Origin of the sequence: Flavobacterium taihuense (assembly GCF_019351435.1) — a bacterium.
GTDB classification, from domain to species: domain Bacteria; phylum Bacteroidota; class Bacteroidia; order Flavobacteriales; family Flavobacteriaceae; genus Flavobacterium; species Flavobacterium taihuense.
On sequence record NZ_JAHWYN010000007.1, the window covers coordinates 34,790 to 59,111 of the forward strand.

Annotated in this window: 17 protein-coding genes; 16 read left to right on the forward strand and 1 reads right to left on the reverse strand. The window is 35.5% G+C overall.

Features of this window, described 5'->3' with window-relative positions; genetic code table 11:
* Positions 1–897 precede the first annotated feature (897 nt).
* From KZH69_RS09500 to KZH69_RS09550, 11 genes are all read left to right on the forward strand, one after another.
* Positions 898–5,526: a molybdopterin cofactor-binding domain-containing protein gene (locus KZH69_RS09500; RefSeq protein WP_255557786.1), complete on the forward strand. Its 4,629-nt coding sequence runs from the start codon at positions 898–900 to the stop codon at positions 5,524–5,526.
* A 52-nt stretch (positions 5,527–5,578) separates the two neighbouring features.
* Positions 5,579–7,012, forward strand: coding sequence for a hypothetical protein (locus KZH69_RS09505; RefSeq protein WP_219317205.1), 1,434 nt, complete (start codon positions 5,579–5,581; stop codon positions 7,010–7,012).
* A 123-nt stretch (positions 7,013–7,135) separates the two neighbouring features.
* On the forward strand, positions 7,136–8,185 hold the full coding sequence (locus tag KZH69_RS09510; protein ID WP_219317206.1) for a deoxyribonuclease II family protein: 1,050 nt from the start codon (positions 7,136–7,138) through the stop codon (positions 8,183–8,185).
* Positions 8,186–8,466: 281 nt separating this feature from the next.
* Entirely contained in the window at positions 8,467–9,993 is a 1,527-nt protein-coding gene (locus KZH69_RS09515; protein WP_219317207.1) for an alkaline phosphatase family protein, read from the forward strand.
* A 31-nt stretch (positions 9,994–10,024) separates the two neighbouring features.
* Positions 10,025–11,035, forward strand: coding sequence for an XdhC family protein (locus KZH69_RS09520; protein ID WP_219317208.1), 1,011 nt, complete (start codon positions 10,025–10,027; stop codon positions 11,033–11,035).
* A 126-nt stretch (positions 11,036–11,161) separates the two neighbouring features.
* A complete protein-coding gene (locus KZH69_RS09525; protein ID WP_219317209.1) occupies positions 11,162–11,614 on the forward strand; it encodes a GNAT family N-acetyltransferase in 453 nt (150 codons plus the stop codon).
* Positions 11,615–11,623: 9 nt separating this feature from the next.
* On the forward strand, positions 11,624–12,097 hold the full coding sequence (locus tag KZH69_RS09530; RefSeq protein ID WP_219317210.1) for a GyrI-like domain-containing protein: 474 nt from the start codon (positions 11,624–11,626) through the stop codon (positions 12,095–12,097).
* Between the two features lie 223 nt (positions 12,098–12,320).
* Positions 12,321–12,947: a TetR/AcrR family transcriptional regulator gene (locus tag KZH69_RS09535; protein WP_219317211.1), complete on the forward strand. Its 627-nt coding sequence runs from the start codon at positions 12,321–12,323 to the stop codon at positions 12,945–12,947.
* On the forward strand, positions 12,937–14,256 hold the full coding sequence (locus KZH69_RS09540; RefSeq protein ID WP_219317212.1) for a TolC family protein: 1,320 nt from the start codon (positions 12,937–12,939) through the stop codon (positions 14,254–14,256). The genes KZH69_RS09535 and KZH69_RS09540 overlap by 11 nt, the downstream gene beginning before the upstream one ends.
* Positions 14,257–14,270: 14 nt before the next feature.
* On the forward strand, positions 14,271–15,350 hold the full coding sequence (locus KZH69_RS09545; protein ID WP_219317213.1) for an HlyD family secretion protein: 1,080 nt from the start codon (positions 14,271–14,273) through the stop codon (positions 15,348–15,350).
* A gap of 58 nt (positions 15,351–15,408) precedes the next feature.
* Positions 15,409–16,992 carry an MDR family MFS transporter gene (locus KZH69_RS09550; protein ID WP_219317214.1) on the forward strand — a complete coding sequence of 528 codons (1,584 nt, stop codon included), beginning with the start codon at positions 15,409–15,411 and terminating at the stop codon, positions 16,990–16,992.
* A 318-nt stretch (positions 16,993–17,310) separates the two neighbouring features.
* Here KZH69_RS09550 and yaaA read toward each other — a convergent pair whose 3' ends face one another.
* On the reverse strand, positions 17,311–18,069 hold the full coding sequence (gene yaaA, locus KZH69_RS09555) for a peroxide stress protein YaaA (protein ID WP_219317215.1): 759 nt from the start codon (positions 18,067–18,069) through the stop codon (positions 17,311–17,313).
* A gap of 169 nt (positions 18,070–18,238) precedes the next feature.
* Here yaaA and KZH69_RS09560 point away from each other — a divergent pair, with 169 nt between their 5' ends.
* From KZH69_RS09560 to KZH69_RS09580, 5 genes are all read left to right on the forward strand, one after another.
* Positions 18,239–18,763, forward strand: coding sequence for a GNAT family N-acetyltransferase (locus tag KZH69_RS09560; RefSeq protein WP_219317216.1), 525 nt, complete (start codon positions 18,239–18,241; stop codon positions 18,761–18,763).
* Positions 18,763–20,040, forward strand: coding sequence for an MFS transporter (locus tag KZH69_RS09565; RefSeq protein ID WP_219317217.1), 1,278 nt, complete (start codon positions 18,763–18,765; stop codon positions 20,038–20,040). The genes KZH69_RS09560 and KZH69_RS09565 overlap by 1 nt, the downstream gene beginning before the upstream one ends.
* Positions 20,041–20,234: 194 nt before the next feature.
* Entirely contained in the window at positions 20,235–21,653 is a 1,419-nt protein-coding gene (locus tag KZH69_RS09570; RefSeq protein WP_219317218.1) for an amidohydrolase family protein, read from the forward strand.
* Positions 21,654–21,910: 257 nt separating this feature from the next.
* On the forward strand, positions 21,911–22,885 hold the full coding sequence (locus tag KZH69_RS09575; RefSeq protein WP_219317219.1) for a DUF2167 domain-containing protein: 975 nt from the start codon (positions 21,911–21,913) through the stop codon (positions 22,883–22,885).
* A gap of 162 nt (positions 22,886–23,047) precedes the next feature.
* Complete coding sequence (locus KZH69_RS09580; RefSeq protein WP_219317220.1) at positions 23,048–24,289, forward strand: ATP-binding cassette domain-containing protein; 1,242 nt, start codon at positions 23,048–23,050, stop codon at positions 24,287–24,289.
* Positions 24,290–24,322: the final 33 nt, after the last annotated feature.

Below are 24,322 nucleotides of genomic sequence, written 5' to 3' on the forward strand. Positions count from 1 at the left end.
AAGTAAAACATGATTAGTTACTTAAACAAGAGCATTTTACCTTAATTTTTTTTTAAGCAAATAACTTAAAGACTACTGCAAAAAGATTTACCATATAAGATATACAAGTTGGTGATTTTTTAATTACTCAAATAACTATATAACTTATATGGTATAATTTTCAAACTAAAATACATTTCACAAGACGCATATAATTCTAATCCAAATCGATTATATCACATCTGAATCAATTTGTTAAAACTCAAAACAAAGATTATCAGACAAACTGAAATACATCACAAAAAATAGCACAAAATCCAATATTTGTGTACTATACGAACAGTAGAAATAAAAACTCATTATTTTCTCAAAACTGTCAGATTTTAAAAAAACAACCTACTCTGTACTCATAACCCTAATTATCTTCTTTATGACTTAATACTAAGTGCTAATGATAATTTTTTCAAATCCAATAAATCATTTCATCAACTTTGAAATACTAAACGTTATCAATTAGGATTAAAACATTTGGATTGCTATTTTATTAAAACGAGAACTGAACAAAAACAATTCATTTACTGGCCATAAAAATAGAACATCTGAATTATTTGAGCGCCCAAAAAGAAGAAGCTATCATAAAGAAATTGGCGTACTGTTTTTTGAGCAAATTTTCAATGTATTTATATAAAATTTCACGAATAAAAGCTCAATTTTAAATGGCAATCATTAATTACCAAATAGTTACTGTTATTATAAAAAAAATATAACAAATTAAGTTTATTTTAAAAATTAAATCTATTATTTACAAAATAAATTATTATTATAAGTTAAATAATATATATTTACAGAACTGTAATTTTTTTATTTCAAAAAACAAAAGAATTATTGAGACCTAATTGCTGAAAAACTATTTGCTCTATGACAAAAAATCTAACCAAATCCTCTAAGACAAACATGAAAAATTCTGTAAATTTTTTTCTGAATGGAAAATCAATAACTATCGAAAACCCTTCACCAGATTTACTTTTAATTGATTATTTGCGTTCGCCAGAAGTGGCTCTTTCTGGACCAAAAAAACCATGCGGACAAGGAGGATGCGGAGGATGTACAGTAATCCTTTCAGAATGGAACGGCAAAAAAAATGAAGCTGAACATCGTGCAATCAACTCTTGTCTTAGACCAATATGTGCTATAGGTGGACTCTCTGTAACTACGATTGAAGGAACTGGAGCCACTCGTAAACCAGATCCTGAATTTCTGATGCAAAAATCCAGTTCAACACGCAGTAGTGTCCCTATTGATGAAGACAAATCTCCCGTATTAGACACTGCAAAAAAAGAAGCCGAGGTCAAACGTATGGCTGTTCAGGAAGAAATCTCAAAAAATCTTCAAAATGGATCTTGTACTGCTGAATTAGAGATTGTAACAGAAATTTCGGAATTCCCTTCAGAACTGACCCACACTGGTATGAATCCAGTGGCATACCAACTTGCGCTAAACAACGGAAGCCAATGCGGATATTGCAGTGTGGGATTTGTAATGAATATGTCAGAATTCATACATAATAACCCAAAAGCGACAAAAAAAGAAATCGAACAAGCGTTTGATGGAAATTTATGCCGTTGCACAGGGTATCGATCAATACTTACCGGAATGAAGACCTTTGCATCAGACTGGAGTGCTACCGATGAAAAAAACAGAATGCCATGTCTACTGGATCCAGCTACAAAAGCACAGCTTCCTTCCAATGTGGAGATTCCATTTCCTATTGGCGCTCAACAGCCTGCTTCGGGAGTTTCAACAAATCGTTGGGTAACTCCAACATCACTATCAGAACTGGCCGAAATTCTCAAAAACAACAAAAATGCCCGGCTTGTGCATGCCAATACCTCATATGGAATTTATAAAAATGAGTATTTAGACACAACTTCTTTTGTTGATATACGATTTATACCCGAATTAAATACTGGCTTCGAATTAACCAATGGATACCTCCAAATAGCAGCTAGCACAACATACAGTGAACTTATCGAAATTCTCTCTGAAGGTATCAATAGATTTAAATACATTAATAAAAAGCCATCTCAATCTGATATATCAATCTTAAAAGCATTAGACTATATGGCGCGCCGTACTGCTGGTCGCATAGTTCGTAATGCAGCTACAATTGGAGGTAACACCATGCTGGTACTAAAACATATCCCATTAGGCAAAGGAGAGCCATTCCCTTCTGATCTCTTTACCGCTCTTTTTGCCGTAGAAACAAGAATTACTTATTTCCAATTAGAAAAAAATGGCAGTTTCAAGGAGCATACAAAAACAGCCGAAGCCCTTGTTGAGGCAGTAAAAAATGACCCAAAACTGGCAGACGAAATTGTACTTGCTTCCTATGAAATTCCGTTGAAGGATATAAACGATGTTGTTCTTGCACAAAAAGTAGCCCTTCGCGAAGTAAACGCTCACAGTATAGTTAATGCAACTACCAATTTAAACATTAATGATGAATGCATCGTCAAATCGGCAATGCTTGTATTTGGTGGTATTGCACCATATCCTTGGAGAGCGACAGAAACGGAGATGGCGTTGAAGAATAAAAAACTAACCTTAGCAGAAGCCGAAAACCTTTCAAAAATACTCGAAAAGGAAGTCTCCAAAGAACTTGATGCCCAAAAAGAAAGAATGAAAGAGGTTCCAAACGAAGACTTTACTTCGGAATACCGTACACAACTAGCCGTTTCTTTTTTCTATAAAGCAATAGTGAGCACCTTAAAGATCAAAGGTGCTTCCATACCTGAGAACCTGATTTCAACAGCTGAAGTCAAATGGGGCAACTGGCCTGTAAGTGACGGAATACAAACTTACAAAAATCAGGATTATAAAGCTCCAGTAGCGCAACCTTATATCAAAGTCACCGCTATGTACCAGACTTCTGGACAGACACATTACACACATGAACTTGCTGTACCGCCACTCACTTTAAACGGTGCATTTGTACAAAGCCAAAGTGCTCTGATGAACTATACTTTTATAAATCCAAAGGATAAAAATACAATTACAATAGCAGAACTAAGAGTATATCTAAAAGAACAATTCCCAACCTTTGCAGATATTATCACCCATGAAAACATTAAAAATGGAGGTCGTAACAATCAAGGAATGGGAAATGACCAGCCTCTCTTTGCTGAACAATTGATTAGTTATGTTGGCCAATCTATTGCTATGGTGCTTGCTCCAACCGAGCAGGATGCAATTAAGATAGCGGCATACGTATCCTCAGAATGCATTCAGTACTCGAAGCCTGGAAGCCCTTGGACAGATCAATGGAGTGAACCTATTATCGATTTACTTGATGCTATTAAAAAAGGAAGTATTTTCCCTGACGCACCGGTTTCCGCTTCTTATGCTACTCACATCTGGAAGATAACCCGCCCCGGCAGCCAATTTGAATGGGCAACCAATGATGATTCTATTGCCCCTAAAGTTCTTTTGCGTGATCAAGAAATTGACACCAAAGAAGTTACTGTAGACAGCGTTCCATGTACTATGGTTAGTTCCTCACAGCTTTGCGGAGGGCAAGCCCATTTTTATATGGAACCGCAAGCTTGTATTGTAACACCAATTGATGAGCACCGCATCAAAGTACAGCCATCTGTGCAGAGTCCTGGAGGAATGCATGATACTGTTGCCACAGCATTAGGTATGTATTACAATCAAATTGAAGTGGAAGTACCTCCAGTGGGAGGAGGTTTTGGAGGAAAAACGGAACAAACCCGTTTTATTGCAGGACCAACAGCTGTTGCAGCAAAAGCAACCAAAAGACCTGTCCGACTTGCAGTACCTCGTGATGAAGATACGGCAATGATTGGAAAACGCCATGCCTACTACGGTGAATATCAAATTGCTGTTGATACTGGTTTACATAATAAAAATAATAAAGGAATTATCCACGGATTCCAGCTAAAAATGTGGGGAGATGGTGGTGCTTTCTACGACTGTTCGTTTATCGTATCCAACTGTATTCAATTGCGAACGGACAATGCCTACAAAATCAAAAATTTTGAAAGTCAAATTGATGTATGCCGAACCAATACAGCTCCAAGTACAGCAATGCGTGCTTTTGGTGATGTACAAGGCAAAAATATAGTCGAAAATGCTATTGACGATGCCGCAATTGCATTAGAAATGACACCCGAAGATTTACGTGAAAAAAACCTTTACGAACGTGGCGATGCTACACCATTTGGCCAAGCACTCTCGTATTGCTATATGAAACAAGTATGGGCTTATGCTAAGAAAGTCTCTAATTTCGAAGCCAAGAGCCTAGAGGTAAAAAAATTCAACAAAGAAAACAAATGGCATAAAAGAGGTATTTCGATGATACCCGTAAAATATGGTTCCGGATACAATTTGCTTGCATTAGAACAATCTGCCGCTATCGTGGTTATACAGCCAGGTGACGGAACTGTTGTTATTCATCAAGGTGGTGTCGAAATTGGACAGGGCTTGGTCACTCAGGTGCAACAAGTCGCAGCTTATGTATTGGGAATTCCAATGGAAATGATATTCATTGACAATGTAAACACAAGTGTTACTCCAAATCCAACAAGCACCGGTGGCTCAACCGGAACACCCTATTCTTGTGAAGCAGTGAAACAAACTTGCGAAGAAATGCGATCCAGACTTATGGAATTTGGTTACCAAATGCTTAAAGAAAATGGTGAAAAGTGGTGCATTGACAAAAAAATAGACTTTTGGAACTACGGTGCAGGAGAAGGTAAAGGCTGGGCTAAAAAAATAAAAGGAAGTGATGGAAAAGAATCAATGATTTGGCAAAACTTAATCAATCAAGCAGCCTCACAAAGAGTTAATCTTATTGCTTCTTTTAATGCTAAAATAAAAGGCGGTGAAGTTCAAATACCGGCAATGACATTCAAAACCGAAGCCGATCAGCCTAATATCCCTGGTATAGAACGTCTGAAAGACGTGAAACTTAGTGGTGGTGTTGATTCCTTTGTTGGTTTCACTTATTCCGTGGCTTGTTCTGTTACAGAAGTTGACATCCTTACTGGTGAAGTAAAAATAATTAGTTCTGATATTATTTACGATATGGGATGGAGCATGAATCCAGCCATAGACATAGGGCAAATAGAAGGTGCTTTTGTTCAAGGCATTGGATATTTATTGACCGAAAAATTAGTTTCAGAAACAGAAGGCGTTAATAAAGGCAGACTGAATTCTACCAATACTTGGCGTTACAAGATTCCTGCAATTACAACCATTCCGCTGGAAATGAATACTTATCTTTTCCCTAGAAATGAGGAATCTGTAATAAATATTCCTGAGGATTCTAATGAAATATTTTCGGCAAAAGAGGTCGGTGAACCTCCCCTAGTTTTGGCTAACAGTGTTTTCTTTGCTATCAAAGCTGCCATAAGAGCTTCCAGAAAAGAACGCAAACTAAACCCTCTTTTTCGCTTCGATGCACCAGCAACAGTTCAGGAAGTACGCAGAGCTTGTGAAGTAACTGCAAAAAATCTTGGCGAATAAAGAAAATAAACATCTATTCTTAAACCAATTAACATAAACTAATTATAAACCTATGAAACAGTTAAAACCACTCATTATTGCAGCTTCCGTCTTTTTCGTCTCTTGTTCTGAAAAGACTAAAAACCAAGACACACAACTAGAATCCCCAAATAAAATGACCCTATTAGAGAGTCAAAATTATGAGGAAAATGGATTCCCTGATTTCGGTTATATGGTAAGTCCTGAGGAATACAATGAAAAATATTCGGATCAACCGATATTTCGACTAAAAGCAGATTTTCCAACAGAAATGCCAAAAGATATGCCTGCTTTTCTTGATATAGACTTCAAAAAAGAGCCCTTAAAATACATTGAAGCTGTTCGTGATTATGGTTTTGAAGGAAATACAGAAGAATGGAATCCATACCAAAATAAGGTACGCAATTGGTATCATATTCCATGGTTACATCCTAGTGTTGAAGGAGAGGGAGCCTATCCGCCAAACGGCGGTACGGAAGGTTTTCATGGTCTTATAAAAGAAGCACCATTAGGACCTTACCAATTAGGACTTGGACTTAAAGGAGTCGACGGTGATTATTCTGTATATGCCATTACTTTAATTAATGATAAAGCGGGTTATGCAATGGGTAGAATGTGGAAAGACCCTGAAAATCCTAATCTAAAAACATTGGATAAACGATACAAAGATGGTGGATTTCCAGTTGGAACCGTTTTTGTAAAATTACTTTTTACCGATGCACCAAAAGGAACTGACTTTGTAGATTATCTCGTAAATCCATTGACATGGAAGGCATATATTACTGAAAATTTCTGGAAATCAAGCAAAAGAGTTGTTTCCGATGTGCATTTGTTGCAAATGGATATTTCTGTTCGTGATCAAAGAGCAGACAGAAGTCCAAGCAATCCTGAAGGAACTGGCTGGGTATTTGGAACTTTTTGTTACAACGGAAAATTAAATAAGAAAAACAAACTCATGAACCTTGTGCCTGTTGGTCTTATGTGGGGGAATGATCCTAAAAACAGAATCAACAAAACGTCTCCATATCCACCAATTAAAACCGAAGTCAACAAAGAACTAAAAGAAACTGTAATTTTCGAAAGTCCAAATCTTCCACCTCAACATCTTGGTTGGAATGGAAGATTAGATGGACCAGCAGATTTAAATACTGTTTCTTGTATGTCATGCCATAATGCAGCCGAGTATCCTGCAGTAACATCTCTTGTTCCGCCTAATGCGGCGCCTGATGGAGGCAAAACTCCGCCTGAAGGAGGTGGAAATGACGAATGGATGAAATGGTTTCAAAATATAGAATGTGGCACATCTATGAATCAGACTGTGTATTCAACCGATTTTTCCTTTCAGGTTGCAATTGCTTTGCAAAACTTTTTTACAGCAAAGGAAGCAGCAGAAAAAGGAAGTTTTTCATCCGAATACAAGGCTATTCCAGTTGCTATTCGCCGTGGAGATATTGCTCCAAATAAATAATCTTACAATAGATTCGGTTATCCAAAACCAATGAATAAGAAGTATACCGATTCAAGTCCTGAAAAGAAACTTGAATCGGTATACTATATACTTACTTATTAGAAAACTTAAAAAAAAAATAAAATGGCTAATACAATTTCAGCATTGGATGAGAGTGGTAAACCAGTAGATTGGTGGTTCGCCTATAAAGTTCCAAAACTTGGCAAAACAGCAAACGAACCTACAGCCACTGGTTACGAATACATTTACTATGATCCTAATATAAAAAAGGTTGTCCAATCCCCTAATTTGTTGACAGACGGAAAAGAAGCACTTGATCTTACACTTAAGTCCATTTTTGATACACCAGCTCCAACTACGGGATGGATTCTTTATAATGATGAAATGCCTCCCGATACAAATAAAACTGACAGCAGTTCTTATGGGCATACAAAAGGTGTACTTGCCTTTGATACCGATACCAAAACAGCATTATGGTTGCTCCACTCATGGCCTAAGTTTTCAGATCCTGGAGCAACATCAATGCCTACTCCGGAATATGGGCAAACTTATCTTTGCATCTCAATAGACATCGAAACTGCGAGCAAAATTGCTGCTCAAATGGCAATCCATCAAGTGCCACAAGTATATTTGCCACGCATACCAGCTTCATTGGATAAAAATGATCCACTTAATATTCTTAGTCAAACCCTAAATTCAAATCCTGTAGCCGATTCAGATGTAATAGACTATAAATCTCGAGGCGGATTTGATTTTAAAGTTATTGCAAAGAACAAAACATGGAACAAAGATTTCTGGAATGATCTCGTTGGCCCTGCCCTTGGAACAGATATTAATGTTGAAACCTGGATACGAGGTAAAATCCCGCCTACACTTGACAGTGACGGCATACACAAAACATTTGATGTTAAATATATTGACCTAAGCCCTCTTGGAGTGCCATGGAACTGGCCAGAAACACACGACCATGCCAAATGGGCGGTTAGCGTCGACTCAGACTGGGTTTGTGTTGGTGATATCAATCGTATGATTTCTCAGGAAAAACGCGGTGGTGGCACCATTGCATTTCAGGACAATATATTATGGACTGCTTTATCAAAAACAGACCTTATTGTGGCGCCCCCAGGACATACAAGAGTTGATGCTCAGAACTTAATTAAGGCAACACAATAATGAACGGCAATGAGCCTGAAGCCATTGGACTAAAACATAGTAATCAATGGGACTTAGAAGCTTCCAAAAATTCCTAATAATGGCTTTTTAGCCCCGACAGAAGGGATAAACCTTATGCGCCTCGTCTCGTCTCCAAAGACGAGATGAGACTCATAAGTTTAGGAATGATGGCGGGAACTATACTGGCTGATAATGCCTAATTTTTCGCTCCAAATTCTTTAGCACACCATTTCTTTCCATATCTAAACAAAGCGCTATTCACTAGCAAAAAACCAAATAAGATGAACCAATACCTATCACCAAATAGAGATAAATTACAACAAACAATTAAGCACGTCGTGGTACTAATGTTGGAAAACAGATCTTTCGACAATTTATTAGGTTGGTTGTATAGTGATGAAGAACCTCCACATAATCAGCAATTTGAAGGACTGACAAAAGACCTTTGGAATCCGCTTGACAATATAGACTCCGATGGTATTCCTTTTATTGAGAAAGTAATGATTGAGAAAAACGGTCAGCCCAAAAAACGTAGAGGCGAGGCTATCCCCAATCCAGTGGATTTTACCCTTCCAAATCCAGATCCAGGAGAGGGTTTTAAAGACACCAATCACCAATTGTACCTAAAATATGATGTAGCACAGCAATATGCGCCTCCAGCAATTAACATGGGATTTGTTCAAAACTATCAAAACGCTATGTTGTATGGAGCCTTCAGTTTTGGTGATGATCCTACAAACCCTCGCAACATTATGAAGTGTTATACTCCTGAACAAACTCCTGTACTAAGCGAGTTGGCTAGGAGTTTTGCTGTTTGTGATCATTATCATTGCTCAGTGCCTAGCCAGACTATTCCTAATCGTGACTTTGTACATGCGGCAACATCAACGGGACATGTAAACAACAGTCCAGTTGCACAATGTGATGCACGAACCATTTTTAATCAGATACAAGAAGCCATAGATGGAGGAAGAAACGATCTTAGTTGGGGGATTTTTGGCAATAATGATTTCGCTAGCGCAAAGGATGAAGACGGTAAATTTGGAAACAATCATTTCTCACTTACGCGACTTATAATGAAACAATTACACGATTTAAAATATAACAATAATTTTGGGACACTGACCGATTTTGAAGCAAAATGTAAAGAGGGCAATTTGCCTAGTTACTCCTTCCTAGAACCAAATTACGGCGGAGAAGGGCAAAATGACCAGCATCCGCCTACCGACATTCGAGCAGGTGAAAAGCTCATTGCGGATATTTACAATATAATAAAATCGTCGCCAGTTTTTGACAATACTATGTTTATTATTACTTATGATGAACATGGCGGTACCTACGATCACGTTCCGCCTCCAAGCGGTGCCAAAAACCCTCATGAAGACAATCAAGCAGGACAGGATGGATTCCTCTTCAATCGTTTTGGGATACGCGTTCCTTGTGTAGTGATTAATCCATACATAAAAAAAGGGCTTATTGCAAGACCAGCTGGCTATACTCCATTTGATCACTCGTCCATCATCAAGACCGTTCAAAATTGTTTTAATCTTGAAGGTAACCTTACCGAAAGAGATAAAGCGGCACCCGATTTTTCGTGCTTGCTGGAACTGGAATATGCCCGTAAGGATGATATTCCAATTGTGAAACCATTAGAATGGGATTTGAAATCTGGAGTAACACACATAAATGATCTCCACAATTTGATCGCTACTGTTCTCGAAGACATGACTGGCAATCCAAAACCTTCATCAAGTGACCTTTTCGAATACATTCAATTAAACTATAAAAATCTTTTCGGGAATAATTAATCATTCTCAAAAAGCCTAAATCGTAGAATAAATGACGCACGAATTTCTTAAAATAATAGACTCATACAAAAGGGCTAGCAAAAAGAATTTTCGAACAGTTCTTGCTACAATTGTTCATGTAGAGGGCTCATCCTATCGCAAGGAAGGAACCCAAATGCTTATTGATGAATGTCAAAACATTACAGGCGCCTTAAGCGGTGGTTGTGTAGAACAAGAAGTTATCAGGCAATCCAGCAGCGTCTTTTCTTCCAATTGTCCAAAGGTTTTTAAATACGATGGACGTTTTCGATTAGGCTGCGAAGGAAGTATTTATATTTTAATTGAATTATTTCATCCAAACGAAAAACTCCTCAATTTAATAGAAGATGCTATCCAGCAAAGACAACCGTTTTTTTTGTCCTGCTCTTTCGTGAAAGATGAAATAAGTAAACCAGGTTTTGGAACTTCTTTTAAATTCAAAGACACTATAATTTATAATTCCGATTATGAGGAACGCTCAAATAATCAAGTTTTTGAACAAAAAATACAACCTCTAAACAGATTATGCCTCTTTGGAATAGAACATGATTCGAATAAATTAAGCCAATTGGCAGCATTCTTAGGTTGGGAAGTCATAGTCATAGGTTCTGAATATAGTACTGTAAATAGTAGCGATTTTCCATTTGCAAAATCGGTTTTGACAGTCAAACCAGAAGATCTGGATCAAGGTTTATTTTGCAAGAACACTGCCGTTGTAGTCATGAGCCATAATTACTCGAAAGATTTACGCTTTTTACTCCATATTATAAGTTCAAAAGTGAGATATATTGGTCTTCTTGGCCCAGTTCACCGCAGGGAAAAACTTCTCAATGCAATCCTTGATACTGATACGCTTCTTGATGATAGTATCTTTGACAAAATTCACGGACCGGTTGGATTACCTATTGGAAGTCAAACCCCAGAAGAAATAGCATTATCGATAATGGCAGAAATCACCAGTGTTTTTAAAATCAACTTAAAAAATAGCACTGAGAATCAAGGACTCAAATGTACTGTTGAATAGCTGGAATAATCTGATAATTTGTTTAAATTTGTAACCAAAAAATATAAGGACTACATTGCAGACAAGACATTCAAAATTATCTAAATTAATTTAGTCCGAAAACCAGTTTAAGCAAATTCTCAAAATATGCCCACCATTAGACGAACAACTTCCGAAAATACCGATTTTAAAAACCTAGTTGTTTTACTCGATGTAGATTTGAAAATAAAAGATGGCGAAGAACATGATTTTTATTCGCAATACAACAAATTGGACACCATCAACAATGTTGTAGTTTGTTATCAAGATGAAATAGCCATTGGGTGTGGTGCTTTCAAGGAATTTGATTTGAATACTGTCGAAATAAAAAGAATGTTCGTTCATTCAAATTTTCGAGGAAAAGGAGTTGCCCGTACAGTCTTGGCAGCATTAGAAGTCTGGGCTAGTGAACTTAATTATACAGATTGTGTTCTGGAAACCGGCACAAACAATCCCCAAGCCATTGCATTGTACCACAAATCAGGTTATGAGATAATCCCTAATTATGGCCAATATGAAAATATTAAGAACAGTGTTTGCTTAAAAAAATCCATTCGATAAATAATTAAAATGAGCCCCCGAATTGAAATTTTATCCGAAAAAAAATTAATTGGAAAACATATTAAAACGTCGCTTGCAAATAACAAAACTTCAGAGTTATGGCAAAGTTTCATGCCAAAACGTGGCGAAATTCAAAATATCATAAGTTCAGATCTATTCGCAATACAAGTATACAACCCAACCTATTTTGAAGCGTTCAATCCCATTTCTGTATTTGAAAAATGGGCTACACTTGAGGTTACTGACTTTGAAAATATTCCTATTGAGATGGAATCTTTCACTTTGTCGGGTGGACTTTATGCCATTTTCGAACATAAAGGGCATAGTATTGAAATTTTTGATCATATATTCAGAGATTGGATTCCCAATTCAAAATATGATTTAGACCATAGACCCCATTTTGAAATTTTGGGAGCTAAATATAAAAAAGAAGACCCAAACTCAGAAGAAGAAATTTGGATTCCAATTAAAGAGAAATTATAACGCTTAACCAAAAATAAAGACTCTTTTTTTGTTGAATTATTTCTAAAAAAACTAAAAAAACATTTCTTCTTCAAAATTCAAATTCCCATTTATTTTAGTCTAAACCTCAAGTTTAACTGCAACTCATCTCTGTTATTAATTGTTAAAAATAAGTTAAAATAAAATTAAACAATCGTTTAATTTAAACAGTTGTTTAATTTTGTTTCGAATTAAAAAGACACCATTGAAAACGGATTTTAACGAAAAACAAATTCAAATTTTGCAAGTGGCCGAAAAGCTATTTGCTGAAAAAGGATTTGACGGGACATCGATACGAGACATTGCCAAGGAAGCCAAAATAAATATTGCCATGGTTTCCTATTATTTTGGTTCCAAGGAACAATTATTGGAATCCATTATTTTAAACCGCATCACAGATATTAAATTGCAGTTGGACATTTTGACTCTAGAAAAATTAGATCCACTTGAAAAAATACATAAGCTTATAGCTCTTTATATAGATAAAATTAACAGCAATAGATGCATCTACAAAATCATGCATTTTGAATTTTCCTCAAGCCAAAGAGTTATCAACCTTCAAGCTTTTACAGATTTAAAGAAAGGAAATTTAAAATCAATAGAATCCATTATCCAAGATGGACAAGAAAAGGGAATTTTCAAGAAAGACATTGTTGTTCCACTCCTTACGACAACTATTCTAGGCACCTATTTCCATTTTCATTTGAATAGACCATTTTATGAAAATCTTTTACACTTGAACACCGAAGAAGAATACAATACCTATATAAAAACAACTCTTACAATGCACATTCAACAAACCATTAAAGCCCTCTTGACATATGAAAGTTAGTTATTTTATGCTATTTGGAGGTTTCCTTATTGGGATCTCATCCATAAATGCCCAAGACAAAACCAATTTAAAGCTGGAAGAGGCTATACAATTGGCTTGGACAAAAAGTAATGAAATTTCATTGGCCAACACCAAAGTGGAAACCAAGAAACAAGAATTACAATCGGCTAAGAACAATCAATACCCCGATTTTAAAATTACAGGACAATATCTTCGTTTAACAAAAGCAACTGTGGACTTAAAAATTGATGCAGGGTCGGCAGTTCTGCCAGTTCCTGATCAATTGCTTATTGGTCAAGCGAGTTTGAAAGTACCTGTATTTGTAGGAATGAAAATTCAAAATGGCATAAAACTTCAGGATAATTTGTACCAAGCTGAAAATGCGATGGCCTCTCAAACCAAAGAAGATGTGACAATGAGAGTCATAGACTATTATGCAAATTTATACAAAGCACAAAGAACGATCGAATTATTAAAGGAAAATCAAAAAAGTGCCGAACAACGTGTAACTGACTTTACAGCTTTAGAAAAAAACGGAATCATCCCTAGAAATGATTTATTGAAGTCTCAACTTCAAGTTTCTAAAATTCAGTTGACACTTGATGAAGCCTTAAACAATGAAAAAATAATCAATTACTATCTGGTTACTTTGTTGAAACTACCAACAGAAACAAAACTAGTAGTATACGAAAATGATTTGATTAACTTTCCTAAAAACGCTATTCCTACTGATGAGCAGCCTGCTTTTCAAAATCGCAAAGATTTGGCAGCAATGCAATATCAAGAAAAAGCAACTCAAAACAATATTAAAATGGCCAAAGGTGACTACTACCCTAATGTTGCTTTGGTAGGAGGCTATGCTGCTTTGAACCTAAACAATATTATTACGTTAGAAAACGCAATGTTTTTTGGAGTTGGTTTATCCTATGATATTAGTGGTATTCTTAAAAATGGTACTCAAGTAAAAATTGCTGAAAGTAAAGCAATTGAGGTAAAAACTTCAGAAGAACTATTAAAAGATAATATTAGAGTTCAAGTACAACAAGCGATTACCAATTATGATTTGGCCGTTAAACAAAATATTGTTTACAACCAAGCTGTTGAACAAGCTTCGGAAAATTACCGAATTGTAAAAGACAAATACGAAAACGGACTTTCGGATACTAATGATTTACTGGAAGCTGATGTAGAGCAGCTGAAATCAAAAATAAGCGAAACCATTGCTAAAGTTGATGTTATTCAAAAATATTACGAGTTACTTTCAGTCACTGGTCAACTATCACAAACCTTCAACCTTTCAAAAATATAACCACTACCAATATCATGGAAAAGAAAAAAACAAACGCCAAATTCATTATAATCCTATTGGTTTTGATCCTAGCAGGAGGAACTTACGGAATTTCAAAATACATCCATTCTCAAGGACATGAAGAAACAGATGATGCCCAGATAGAGAAAAACATGAATCCGATAATCCCGAGGGTTTCGGGATATATCAGCAAAGTGTATGTTAAAGACAATGACTATGTAAAAAAAGGAGATACTTTATTTACTATCGACAAAAGAGACTACCAATTAAAAATAGAAGAAGCAAGTGCTGCTTTTATAGCTGCAGAAGGTGGATTTGAAGTAGCCAAAGAAGATATTGGAAGTTCATTAGCAAGTATTGCTGTTTCGGATGCCAATGTACAATCAGCAGGAGGAAATATTGAAACTGCAAAAATTAGATTGGGAAGAGCAACCAGTGATTATGTTCGCTACGAAAATTTATACAAAAATCATTCAATTACCAAACAACAGTACGAACAAGCATTGGCAGCCAAACAAGAAGCGGAAAGCCAAGTACGTATTTTACAACAACAAGAAAAAGCAAGTGCTTTTCAAAAAACAGTAATTGAAGCAAAATCAAGAGTTTCTAACAAACAAACAGATGTTGCTGCCGCCAATATCAAAAAAGCAAAAGCATTACTTGAAGTAGCTCAGTTAAACTTGACTTACACAGTTGTAACCGCAGCTATTGACGGACAAGTTTCAAAAATAGACATTCAACCAGGACAATTGGTTCAACAAGGGCAATCTTTATTTTATATCATCAATAACAATGAAGCATGGGTTGTGGCGAATTTTAAAGAAACACAATTAAACAAAATGGTTATCGGTCAAAAAGTAACGGTAAAAGTAGATGCTTATCCTGATTACGATTTTGAAGGAACGCTTACTTCATTTTCACCAGCAACTGGATCTCGTTTTTCATTGCTTCCGCCTGACAATGCAACAGGAAATTTTGTAAAAACAATTCAAAGATTGCCTGTCAAAATAAGTTTGAATGCCTCAAACGATCCTGAAAAAATTAAATTGCTTCGCCCAGGTATGAACGCTGATGTAGATGTTCATTTGAAATAATAAGTTTTAGAAAAAACTTATTAAAGGAATTTAAACCATTACTTATTAAAAATTCAAAATGGTACAAAACCAAGAAGACGATTTAGTAGAATACGGCATCAATAGGGTCATCATCACGATAACCTGTATCATGTGTGCTTTGCTCGAAATTGTAGACACTACGATTGTAAACGTAGCCCTAAATAATATGAGAGGTAGCCTCGGTGCTACCTTAACCGATGTGGCTTGGGTAATTACTGCGTATGCTATTGCAAACGTAATTGTAATCCCAATGACGAGTTGGTTGTCACAGCAATTTGGACGACGCAATTACTTTGCAACATCCATTGTTATTTTTACAGTGGCTTCCTTTTTGTGCGGAAATGCCACCAATATTTGGGAGTTGGTAGCTTTTCGATTCATACAAGGTTTGGGAGGAGGTGCTTTGTTAGTAACCGCACAAACCATTATCACTGAAAGTTATCCCGTTGCCAAAAGAGGAATGGCACAGGCCATTTACGGAATGGGAGTTATTGTTGGACCAACATTGGGACCGCCATTAGGAGGTTATATTGTGGATCATTTTTCATGGCCTTTCATTTTTTACATCAACATTCCAATTGGTATTATTGCTACTTTACTAACCATTGGCTATGTAAAGAGCCCAAAATATGGAGACAAACTAAAAGCAAACCAAGTTGATTGGTGGGGAATTGCACTCTTGGCCACTTTCATAGGTTCTTTACAATTTGTTTTAGAACACGGGCAACAGGACGATTGGTTCAATGATAGCTTAATTGTGACCTTAAGTGTAGTTTTTGTCTTTGGTTTAGTGCTTTTTATATGGCGAGAACTTGTCTATAAACATCCTATCGTGAATTTAAAAGTATTAAAAGACACCAACCTTAGAATTGGAACCGTCATGTCTTTTATTATGGGATTCGGATTGTATGGATCGACATTTATCATTCCAATATACACCCAATCTATATTAGGATGGACAGCTACAGATGCCGGTTTATTGTTAATCCCAAGTTCGATAACAACGGGTATTATGATGCCTTTTATAGGTAAAATGATTCAGCGTGGCATCCCACAAGCTTATATGGTTGCAGTAGGATTCCTGATATTTTTCCTTTTTACCTTTTTGATGCGTGGTGTAATGACACCAGACACTGGCGTTGAACACATGTTTTGGCCATTAATTCTGAGAGGTGTAGGTTTGGGATTACTATTTGTACCTATTACCACTTTGTCATTGTCTACTCTAAAAGGGAAACATATTGGTGAAGGTGCTGCCTTTACAGGAATGATGAGACAATTGGGAGGTTCTTTCGGTATTGCCATCATTACCACTTATCTCACTAGACTTAATCAGGAACATCGCGTGAATTTAATATCCTATCTTGACCAGTCATCTTATAAAGTACAACAAACAGTTCATCAATTACAAATGGGTTTTATGTCCAAAGGATATACTGCCAATGAAGCGTTGTCTAAAGCTTACAAAGTACTTGAACTGAAAGTAATGTCACAAAGCTCCGTATTATCATTTATGGATATTTTTATGTATCTCGGGATTCTATTCTTACTGTGTATTCCTTTTATCCTTTTGATCAAAAAAGGAAAAAATAAAATTGATCCATCCGAGGCAATGCATTAAGATTACAGAATTTAGATTGCAGAAGGCAGAATTGAGTTTTCTAATAATTAGGAGCAGAAAAATTAGGCGTTTTCAGTCGGCATTGGTCCCGCTATTAGCTTCAATCTTGTAAGCCGAACACCGGCTCACAAGGATTTCCACTGCTATCGGGGCTAAAGGACAAGATTTTGCTTTTTTGCGAACTTTAGGAACGAAAAAAATTAACAACTTCAAATTATAAAAAAACTCTGAATTTCACTTATTAATCAGTGAAATTCAGAGTTTTTTTTGCTTTCTCTATAATCTGAAATCTGTTACCTGCTAACTGCTAACTAAATTCTATCTCGTAAAAACCAAGTTATTCCCTTTCGACAAATTAGCATCAAACTGATATCCTTCATAATTGAATCCTTTTAAATCGTCAAGGGTTTGTGCATTGGTGTCCAAAATATAGCGTACCATCAATCCCCTAGCCTTCTTAGCAAAAAAGCTGATTATTTTCAGATTCCCATCCTTATAATCCTTAAATTCCGGAGTAATAACAGGAACTTTCAAAGCCTTCACATCCACTGCCGAGAAATATTCGTTGCTCGCCAAATTGATAAACAACTCCCCTTTTTTAAGTTCTTTGTTCAGTGAACTGGTGATGTTTTTTTTCCAAAACTCATATAAGTTTTTGCTTTCGCCAATAGGCAGTTTCGTTCCCATTTCAAGACGATAAGGTTGAATTAAATCCAATGGTTTCAAATAACCATACAAACCTGATAAAATTCGTAAACTATCTTGAAGCTGTTCTAATTTATCTATCGGAATCGAGTAAGCATCCAATCCTGTATAGACATCGCCATCAAAAGCATATACTGCCGGACGCGCATTTTCGGGAGTAAAAGGAGTTTTCCAATCCTGGTTGCGTTTCCAATTCAAATCGGCTAATTTATCTGAAATCGACATCAATTCCGATAAGCTTTTAGGTGATTGTTGTTTCAAAACTTTATGAACCTGTCTGGATTCCTTTAAAAAAGAAGAGGCTGTATGTTGGGTTGTTGGTAATTCTTGTTCGAAGTTTAACGATTTGGCAGGAGAGAGTACAATTTTCATATTGGATATGGGCTTTCGAATTCTTTTTATTAGCAATTTCAAAAGTACAAATTGAAATCTAGAATTCGGAAACAATGAATTGAATTGTTTAATGCAATCATAGATTTTTAAAATGAATGCTATTTATTTTCCTTATTTTTGATTTTATAAAGAAATAAAACAGATTGCAATGATTGAAATCAAAAGAGCCCATTTAGAAGACCTTATCACAATACAAAACATAGGCATACAGTGTTTCACCGAAACTTTCTCGGAGATAAATACTCCAGAAAATATGCAGAAATACCTTCAGGAAAATTTCAACACATCACAATTAACTTTAGAAATAAACAATCCTGATTCTCCTTTTTACATCGCCTTTTGTGATAACGAACCCGTTGGTTACCTTAAATTAAACCTAAGAAATGCACAAACCGAAACAATAAAAGACGAAACAATCGAAATCCAACGCATTTATGTTTTAAAAGCTTTTCACGGAAAAAAAATAGGACAACTATTACTCGACCAAGCCATAAAAGTTGCAGAAGAATATCGTGTCGATTATATTTGGCTAGGCGTTTGGGAAGAAAACCATAAGGCTTTACAATTTTATGCCAAAAATGGTTTTGTCACATTCGACAAACATATTTTCATTCTAGGCAATGACCAACAAACCGATTTATTAATGAAACTAGCCATAAAAACCAAATTCTAATGAATAGCATTCCTACACCTATAACAAGAAACTCGAAATCCATTCTCAATGCTGCCGTAATTGTAGCTGCGCTAGGGTATTTTGTTGACATTTACGATTTGTTACTTTTTGGAATTGTTCGTACCGATAGTCTCAAAGATCTTGGAATAACAGGAGATGCCATTCGAAATCAAGGGGAATATCTTATCAGTATGCAAATGTTTGGTATGCTGTTCGGGGGAATTCTTTGGGGAGTTTTAGGAGATAAAAAGGGGCGAATATCCGTTTTGTTCGGTTCGATTTTACTTTATTCTGTAGCAAATATTGCCAACGGAATGGTAACTACTGTTGATGGCTATGCGTTTTGGAGATTGGTTGCAGGGATTGGGCTTGCAGGAGAATTAGGAGCTGGTATCACATTGGTTGCCGAATCCCTGCCCAAAGACAAACGCGGCTACGGAACCATGATTGTAGCTTCAGTTGGAGTTTCAGGAGCAGTTGCGGCCTATTTAGTCTATCAAATTTTTCAGGACTGGCGTTTTTGCTATTATGCTGGTGGAGGTCTAGGTATTTTGTTATTGTTTTTAAGAATCAGCATCGCCGAATCGGGGATGTTCAAGCAAGTACAACAAAGTGATGAAAAGAAAGGAGACTTTTTTTCTTTGTTTACCAACTCCAAAAGATTTACAAAATACATTCAATGTATTCTGATTGGGATTCCACTTTGGTTTTTGGTTGGTGTTTTGATAACTTTTTCACCTGAATTTGCAAAAGCGCTTGGCGTACAGCAAGCCGAAACCATTGCCGCTGGAAAAGCTATTGCCTTTTGCTATACGGGTTTGGTCTTTGGAGACATAGCCAGCGGATTATTGAGCCAATGGCTTAAAAGCAGGAAAAAAATCATGGGCTTGTTTTTAATTTTTAATCTAATCATGGTTTTTGTTTACTTAAATGCATACGGAATATCTGCAGCAACATTCTATTTGCTTTGCTTTACAATGGGATTCTCAGTTGGTTATTGGGTTCTATTTGTAACCATAGCTGCCGAACAATTTGGAACCAACATCAGAGCAACTGTAACAACCACTGTTCCTAATTTTGTGCGAGGTTCGCTTCCTTTGATTATTTTAATTTATAGTTTTTTTAGAGACAGTTTCTTTGACGGTGATATTCTCAAATCAGGAATGATTGTTGGCTCCCTATTGTCTATCGTTTCGTTATTGGCACTTAGGAAAATGAAAGAAACTTTTCATACCGACCTAGATTATACCGAAAATAATAATGAAAATTTCATTTAAAAAAATGTCTTTATTGAAGCATATTTCGGAAATACATTATTCAAAAAAGCCTCCCTCCGAAACCTTGAAAATTTAGTAGAGGTAATTCTGCATCTTTTTTTGAGCGCTAAATTAGAGTGCCTTCCAAAAAAATTTCAGAGTTACCAATTTTTATTTCAATTATATTTGAATTATATTTGAATGAAATTTATACCATGAAGATATTTTTCATCCTACTTTTTTTTCCCTTATTCCAAGCAGGATTTGCCCAATCGGCCGAAACGTATTTTGAAAAAATCAGAAATAACGAGGCCGAACTTACCGCTTTCTTTTCCCAAATGCCTAAAGGGGGTGATTTACACCACCATTATTCTGGTTCTATTTATGCTGAACCATTATTAACTCACGCCATTTCCGAAGATTTTTATCTCAACACTCAAACCATGACTGTTAGCCAAGAAAAACAGAATGGAAGTGACTGGGTGTTATTTTCTACCTTGCAAAAAAATGGTGAATTGGATGTCTACAAACAAAAAATAATGCATAAATGGTCTGTCAAAGATTATAATAATGTTGACTACCCTTCGGATAAATTATTTTTTGAATCCTTTATGAAGTTTGAACCTGCCACAAAAAATAATTTTGAAGCCGGTTTATTGGAACTAAAAAACAGGGCTATCAAAGAAAATGTAAGCTATATCGAAACCCAATTATCGACTATTCCCTGCGCCATAAAAACGGATGATTTAACTAAATACAACACTCATTTAAGAAAAATGATGGCTAACAAAAATGAAAAAGCCGTTATGCAATCTTTAGATTCCTTGTATAACCTTTTCATTCAAAAAGAGGCTAAAAAATACGCCTCCGATTTTAATGTAAACTTCGTTGCCAAAATGCACGCAGCACTTAAAATAGATGACAATCAATTCACGATGCGCTACCAAAATTTTGTTTTGCGCTTCATGGAACCAGTTGATTTATTTAAAAATCTAGTCGTTGCTTTTATGTCATCCGATAACAGTCTATTGATGGCTGGAGTAAATATTGTATCTCCCGAAGATGGTGAAACATCTATGAAAGATTATGGCTTGCACATGCTAATGTTCAAGTATTGCCACAGCCGTTTTCCTAAAGTTAAATATGCAATGCATGCCGGAGAACTTACCTTAGGACTTGTGCGCCCAGAAGAATTATCTTGGCATATTAACGCCGCCGTTTATACCGCTGGTGCCAATAGAATTGGACATGGAGTTGATATTGCTTATGAAGAGAAAAGCTATGATTTAATGCGGTATATGGCTAAAAATAACATTCCGATCGAAATCAACCTGACTAGTAATGAGTTCATTTTGAAAATAAAAGAAAACCGCCATCCTATTCTATTGTACAAAGAATTTGGTGTACCCATCGTTATCAGTACTGATGATGCCGGAATATTACGAACCAATATGACTGAACAATATGTATTATTAGCCAAAAGATACAAAACCATTTCCTATACCGATATCAAACAATTTGTGTACAATAGCATCAACTATAGTTTTATTCAAGATCCTGTATTGAAAAAACAATTAGTGCAGGATTTAGACAATAGATTTAAGACTTTTGAGGCTAATTTTACGATGAAATAATTCGAATTAAAATAGCCTCTTTCAAAATTCAAGCAATTGAATTAAATCATTTAAAGCCAATTTTTGAACAGCAATTGCCTATCATCCTAATCAAACTCTTACATGATTTGTTTAAAAAAAGACAATTTGTGTTGATTTTAAAAAAATTTGAAAAATATAACTTTTATTAAAAACAAAAGTTATATTTGAAAAATAAATAGTCCTTTGACTACTTTTTAAAAAAAAAATTAACCAAACCTTTTAACCAACAGATCAAAATGAAGAAAACTACTTTAACTATTATTTCTTGTTTACTCACTTTTATCATGTATTCTCAAGAAGAAGAAATGCACAAGAAAATAGATTCCATTGAAAAAACTTTCAGATATGAACATGGCTCCATTAATTTAAAAAATGGAATTGGAAAAATAAACATCCCAAATGGTTTTAAATATTTGAACCCAGTTCAGGCGGAAAGAGTTTTGGTTGACTTATGGGGAAATCCTAAAGGGGAGAATCTTACTTTAGGTTTATTATTACCAGAAAATCAAGGTGTAATGAGCCAAAACGGTTATGTTTTTAATATTCAATACGATGAAATTGGTCATGTTGAGGACGATGATGCAGATGATGTAGATTATGATGATTTGTTAGCCGAAATGCAAAAGGAAACAGTAGAAGAAAACAAAGAGAGACAAAAAGGAGGATATGATCCAGTAACAATTGTAGGGTGGGCGGCAAAACCGTTTTATGATAAAGACAGGAAAATATTGCATTGGGCCAAAGAAATAAAATTTGGAAAAAGTTCAATAAATACGCTAAACTATAATATTAGAATCTTGGGCAGAAAAGGAGTTTTGGTGTTAAATGCTATTGCAACCGAAAATGAATTGCCTCTTGTACAAAAAGACATTAGTAAAGTACTTGATATTGTACAATTTAATGATGGCTATAAATACGAAGATTTTGATTCCAATGTGGATGAAGTTGCTGCTTGGACCATTGGAGGCCTTGTAGCTGGAAAGGTTTTAGCCAAAGTTGGCCTCTTTGCTGTTATTGCTAAATTTGGAAAACTAATTGTACTTGGTCTTTTAGGTTTCTTTGGTGCTTTCAAGAACAAAGTAAAAGGGTGGTTTTCTAAAAGAAAGAATACTGAAAATGAAGAAGAACCAAGAGAACTGGAAGAACCATTAGCTCAAATTGAAGAAACAACAGAAATAGAAGAACCTGAAACTGTAGACAAAGGACTTTAACAAATATCCATTTTATTCAAAACAATTATGAGCCCCTATTTTGGGGCTTTTTTTCATAAAAAACAATGCTTAAAATTAAAATTTAAGACTCTCCCAATTTTAAATTCCCATTATAATGTCTAATTTCACCAAATATGATTTTCTACATTCAATATGCACAAAATGAAACATTGGGACATTCTTTTATCCAATCAAGTTGATAAAAAAACCTTTATCGATACTATATTATCAGGAGAAATTCAAGGAGAATTATCCGTGTTTAATATGCTAAGCGGAATTCTGTATTCGGACATTTCCATTCAAAAATTAATCGAAGAAGAATACCAACATGATTCGATTAAAGCTACAAAAGAACCCCACCGAAACTTACGTAGTTTTTCATCTGGAGAACGAAAAAAAGAGTTTTTAAAGTATTGTCTTAAACAAAATCCGGATTATATCATTCTGGACAATCCTTTGGATCATCTGGATCAAAATTCCCGAATTGAAGTAACAATCGCAATCGAAAATATTTCAAATTCAGTACGCATTATTCAATTGGTTAATCGAACTGCCGATTTGCTTTCTTTTATTACAAATAAAGCAATCATAAAGGATAATTCGTTTGAATTGAAAAACATAAATGCAATCGAAAATAATTTGTTTGAAAACGACAGCTATAAAATACCCATTCACAAAGAAATTTTCAATGATCGTGTTCTTGTAAAAATGAACGCTATATCCGTTAGCTATGATGAAAAACCAATTATCGACTCCCTTTCTTGGACGATAAAACAAGGAGAATTCTGGCAACTTATTGGGCCTAATGGTTCTGGAAAGAGCACCCTATTATCGCTAATTTCTGGAGATAACACTAAAGCTTATGGACAAGATATAGAACTCTTTGGCAGAAAAAAAGGAAGCGGGGAAAGCATCTGGGAAATCAAAAAACAAATTGGTATTTTCAACACTTCCATGACCGATTTATTTAACAAAAGTTACAGCTTGGAAGAAATGATCCTCTCTGGTTTCTTTGATTCCATCGGATTATACACTAAACCTACAACATTACAGCGAAGAATCGTTGCACAATGGCTGGAAGTAATTGAAATGAGCCATCTGAAAAACAAAATTTTCAATCGCCTTTCTGTAGGTCAACAAAGAGTAGCACTTATCACTCGTGCAGTTATCAAACATCCTCCTTTATTAATTCTAGACGAACCTGTTGAAGGACTAGATGATCATAACGTAGCCATGGTCATACAACTAATAAATACGATTAGAAAAGAAACAAACATTACAATTCTATTTGTTTCTCATCGAGTGGAGCCTAATCTTTCTCCAAATTTTGTTTTGGAATTAACCCCAAGCCAAACAGGTTCTAAGGGAGTGATAAAACATCATTTAGGAACTGAAATAAAGTAACCGTAATTCATAAAAAAGCCCCGCAAAATGCGG

What these genes read in the sequence shown, in the direction of transcription:
- KZH69_RS09500 (WP_255557786.1), top strand. Translation starts at nt 898, where the DNA reads ATGACAAAAAATCTAACCAAATCCTCTAAGACAAACATGAAAAATTCT.
- KZH69_RS09505 (WP_219317205.1), top strand. Translation starts at nt 5,579, where the DNA reads ATGAAACAGTTAAAACCACTCATTATTGCAGCTTCCGTCTTTTTCGTC.
- KZH69_RS09510 (WP_219317206.1), top strand. Translation starts at nt 7,136, where the DNA reads ATGGCTAATACAATTTCAGCATTGGATGAGAGTGGTAAACCAGTAGAT.
- KZH69_RS09515 (WP_219317207.1), top strand. Translation starts at nt 8,467, where the DNA reads ATGAACCAATACCTATCACCAAATAGAGATAAATTACAACAAACAATT.
- KZH69_RS09520 (WP_219317208.1), top strand. Translation starts at nt 10,025, where the DNA reads ATGACGCACGAATTTCTTAAAATAATAGACTCATACAAAAGGGCTAGC.
- KZH69_RS09525 (WP_219317209.1), top strand. Translation starts at nt 11,162, where the DNA reads ATGCCCACCATTAGACGAACAACTTCCGAAAATACCGATTTTAAAAAC.
- KZH69_RS09530 (WP_219317210.1), top strand. Translation starts at nt 11,624, where the DNA reads ATGAGCCCCCGAATTGAAATTTTATCCGAAAAAAAATTAATTGGAAAA.
- KZH69_RS09540 (WP_219317212.1), top strand. Translation starts at nt 12,937, where the DNA reads ATGAAAGTTAGTTATTTTATGCTATTTGGAGGTTTCCTTATTGGGATC.
- KZH69_RS09545 (WP_219317213.1), top strand. Translation starts at nt 14,271, where the DNA reads ATGGAAAAGAAAAAAACAAACGCCAAATTCATTATAATCCTATTGGTT.
- KZH69_RS09550 (WP_219317214.1), top strand. Translation starts at nt 15,409, where the DNA reads ATGGTACAAAACCAAGAAGACGATTTAGTAGAATACGGCATCAATAGG.
- yaaA (WP_219317215.1), bottom strand. Translation starts at nt 18,069, where the DNA reads ATGAAAATTGTACTCTCTCCTGCCAAATCGTTAAACTTCGAACAAGAA.
- KZH69_RS09560 (WP_219317216.1), top strand. Translation starts at nt 18,239, where the DNA reads ATGATTGAAATCAAAAGAGCCCATTTAGAAGACCTTATCACAATACAA.
- KZH69_RS09565 (WP_219317217.1), top strand. Translation starts at nt 18,763, where the DNA reads ATGAATAGCATTCCTACACCTATAACAAGAAACTCGAAATCCATTCTC.
- KZH69_RS09570 (WP_219317218.1), top strand. Translation starts at nt 20,235, where the DNA reads ATGAAGATATTTTTCATCCTACTTTTTTTTCCCTTATTCCAAGCAGGA.
- KZH69_RS09575 (WP_219317219.1), top strand. Translation starts at nt 21,911, where the DNA reads ATGAAGAAAACTACTTTAACTATTATTTCTTGTTTACTCACTTTTATC.
- KZH69_RS09580 (WP_219317220.1), top strand. Translation starts at nt 23,048, where the DNA reads ATGAAACATTGGGACATTCTTTTATCCAATCAAGTTGATAAAAAAACC.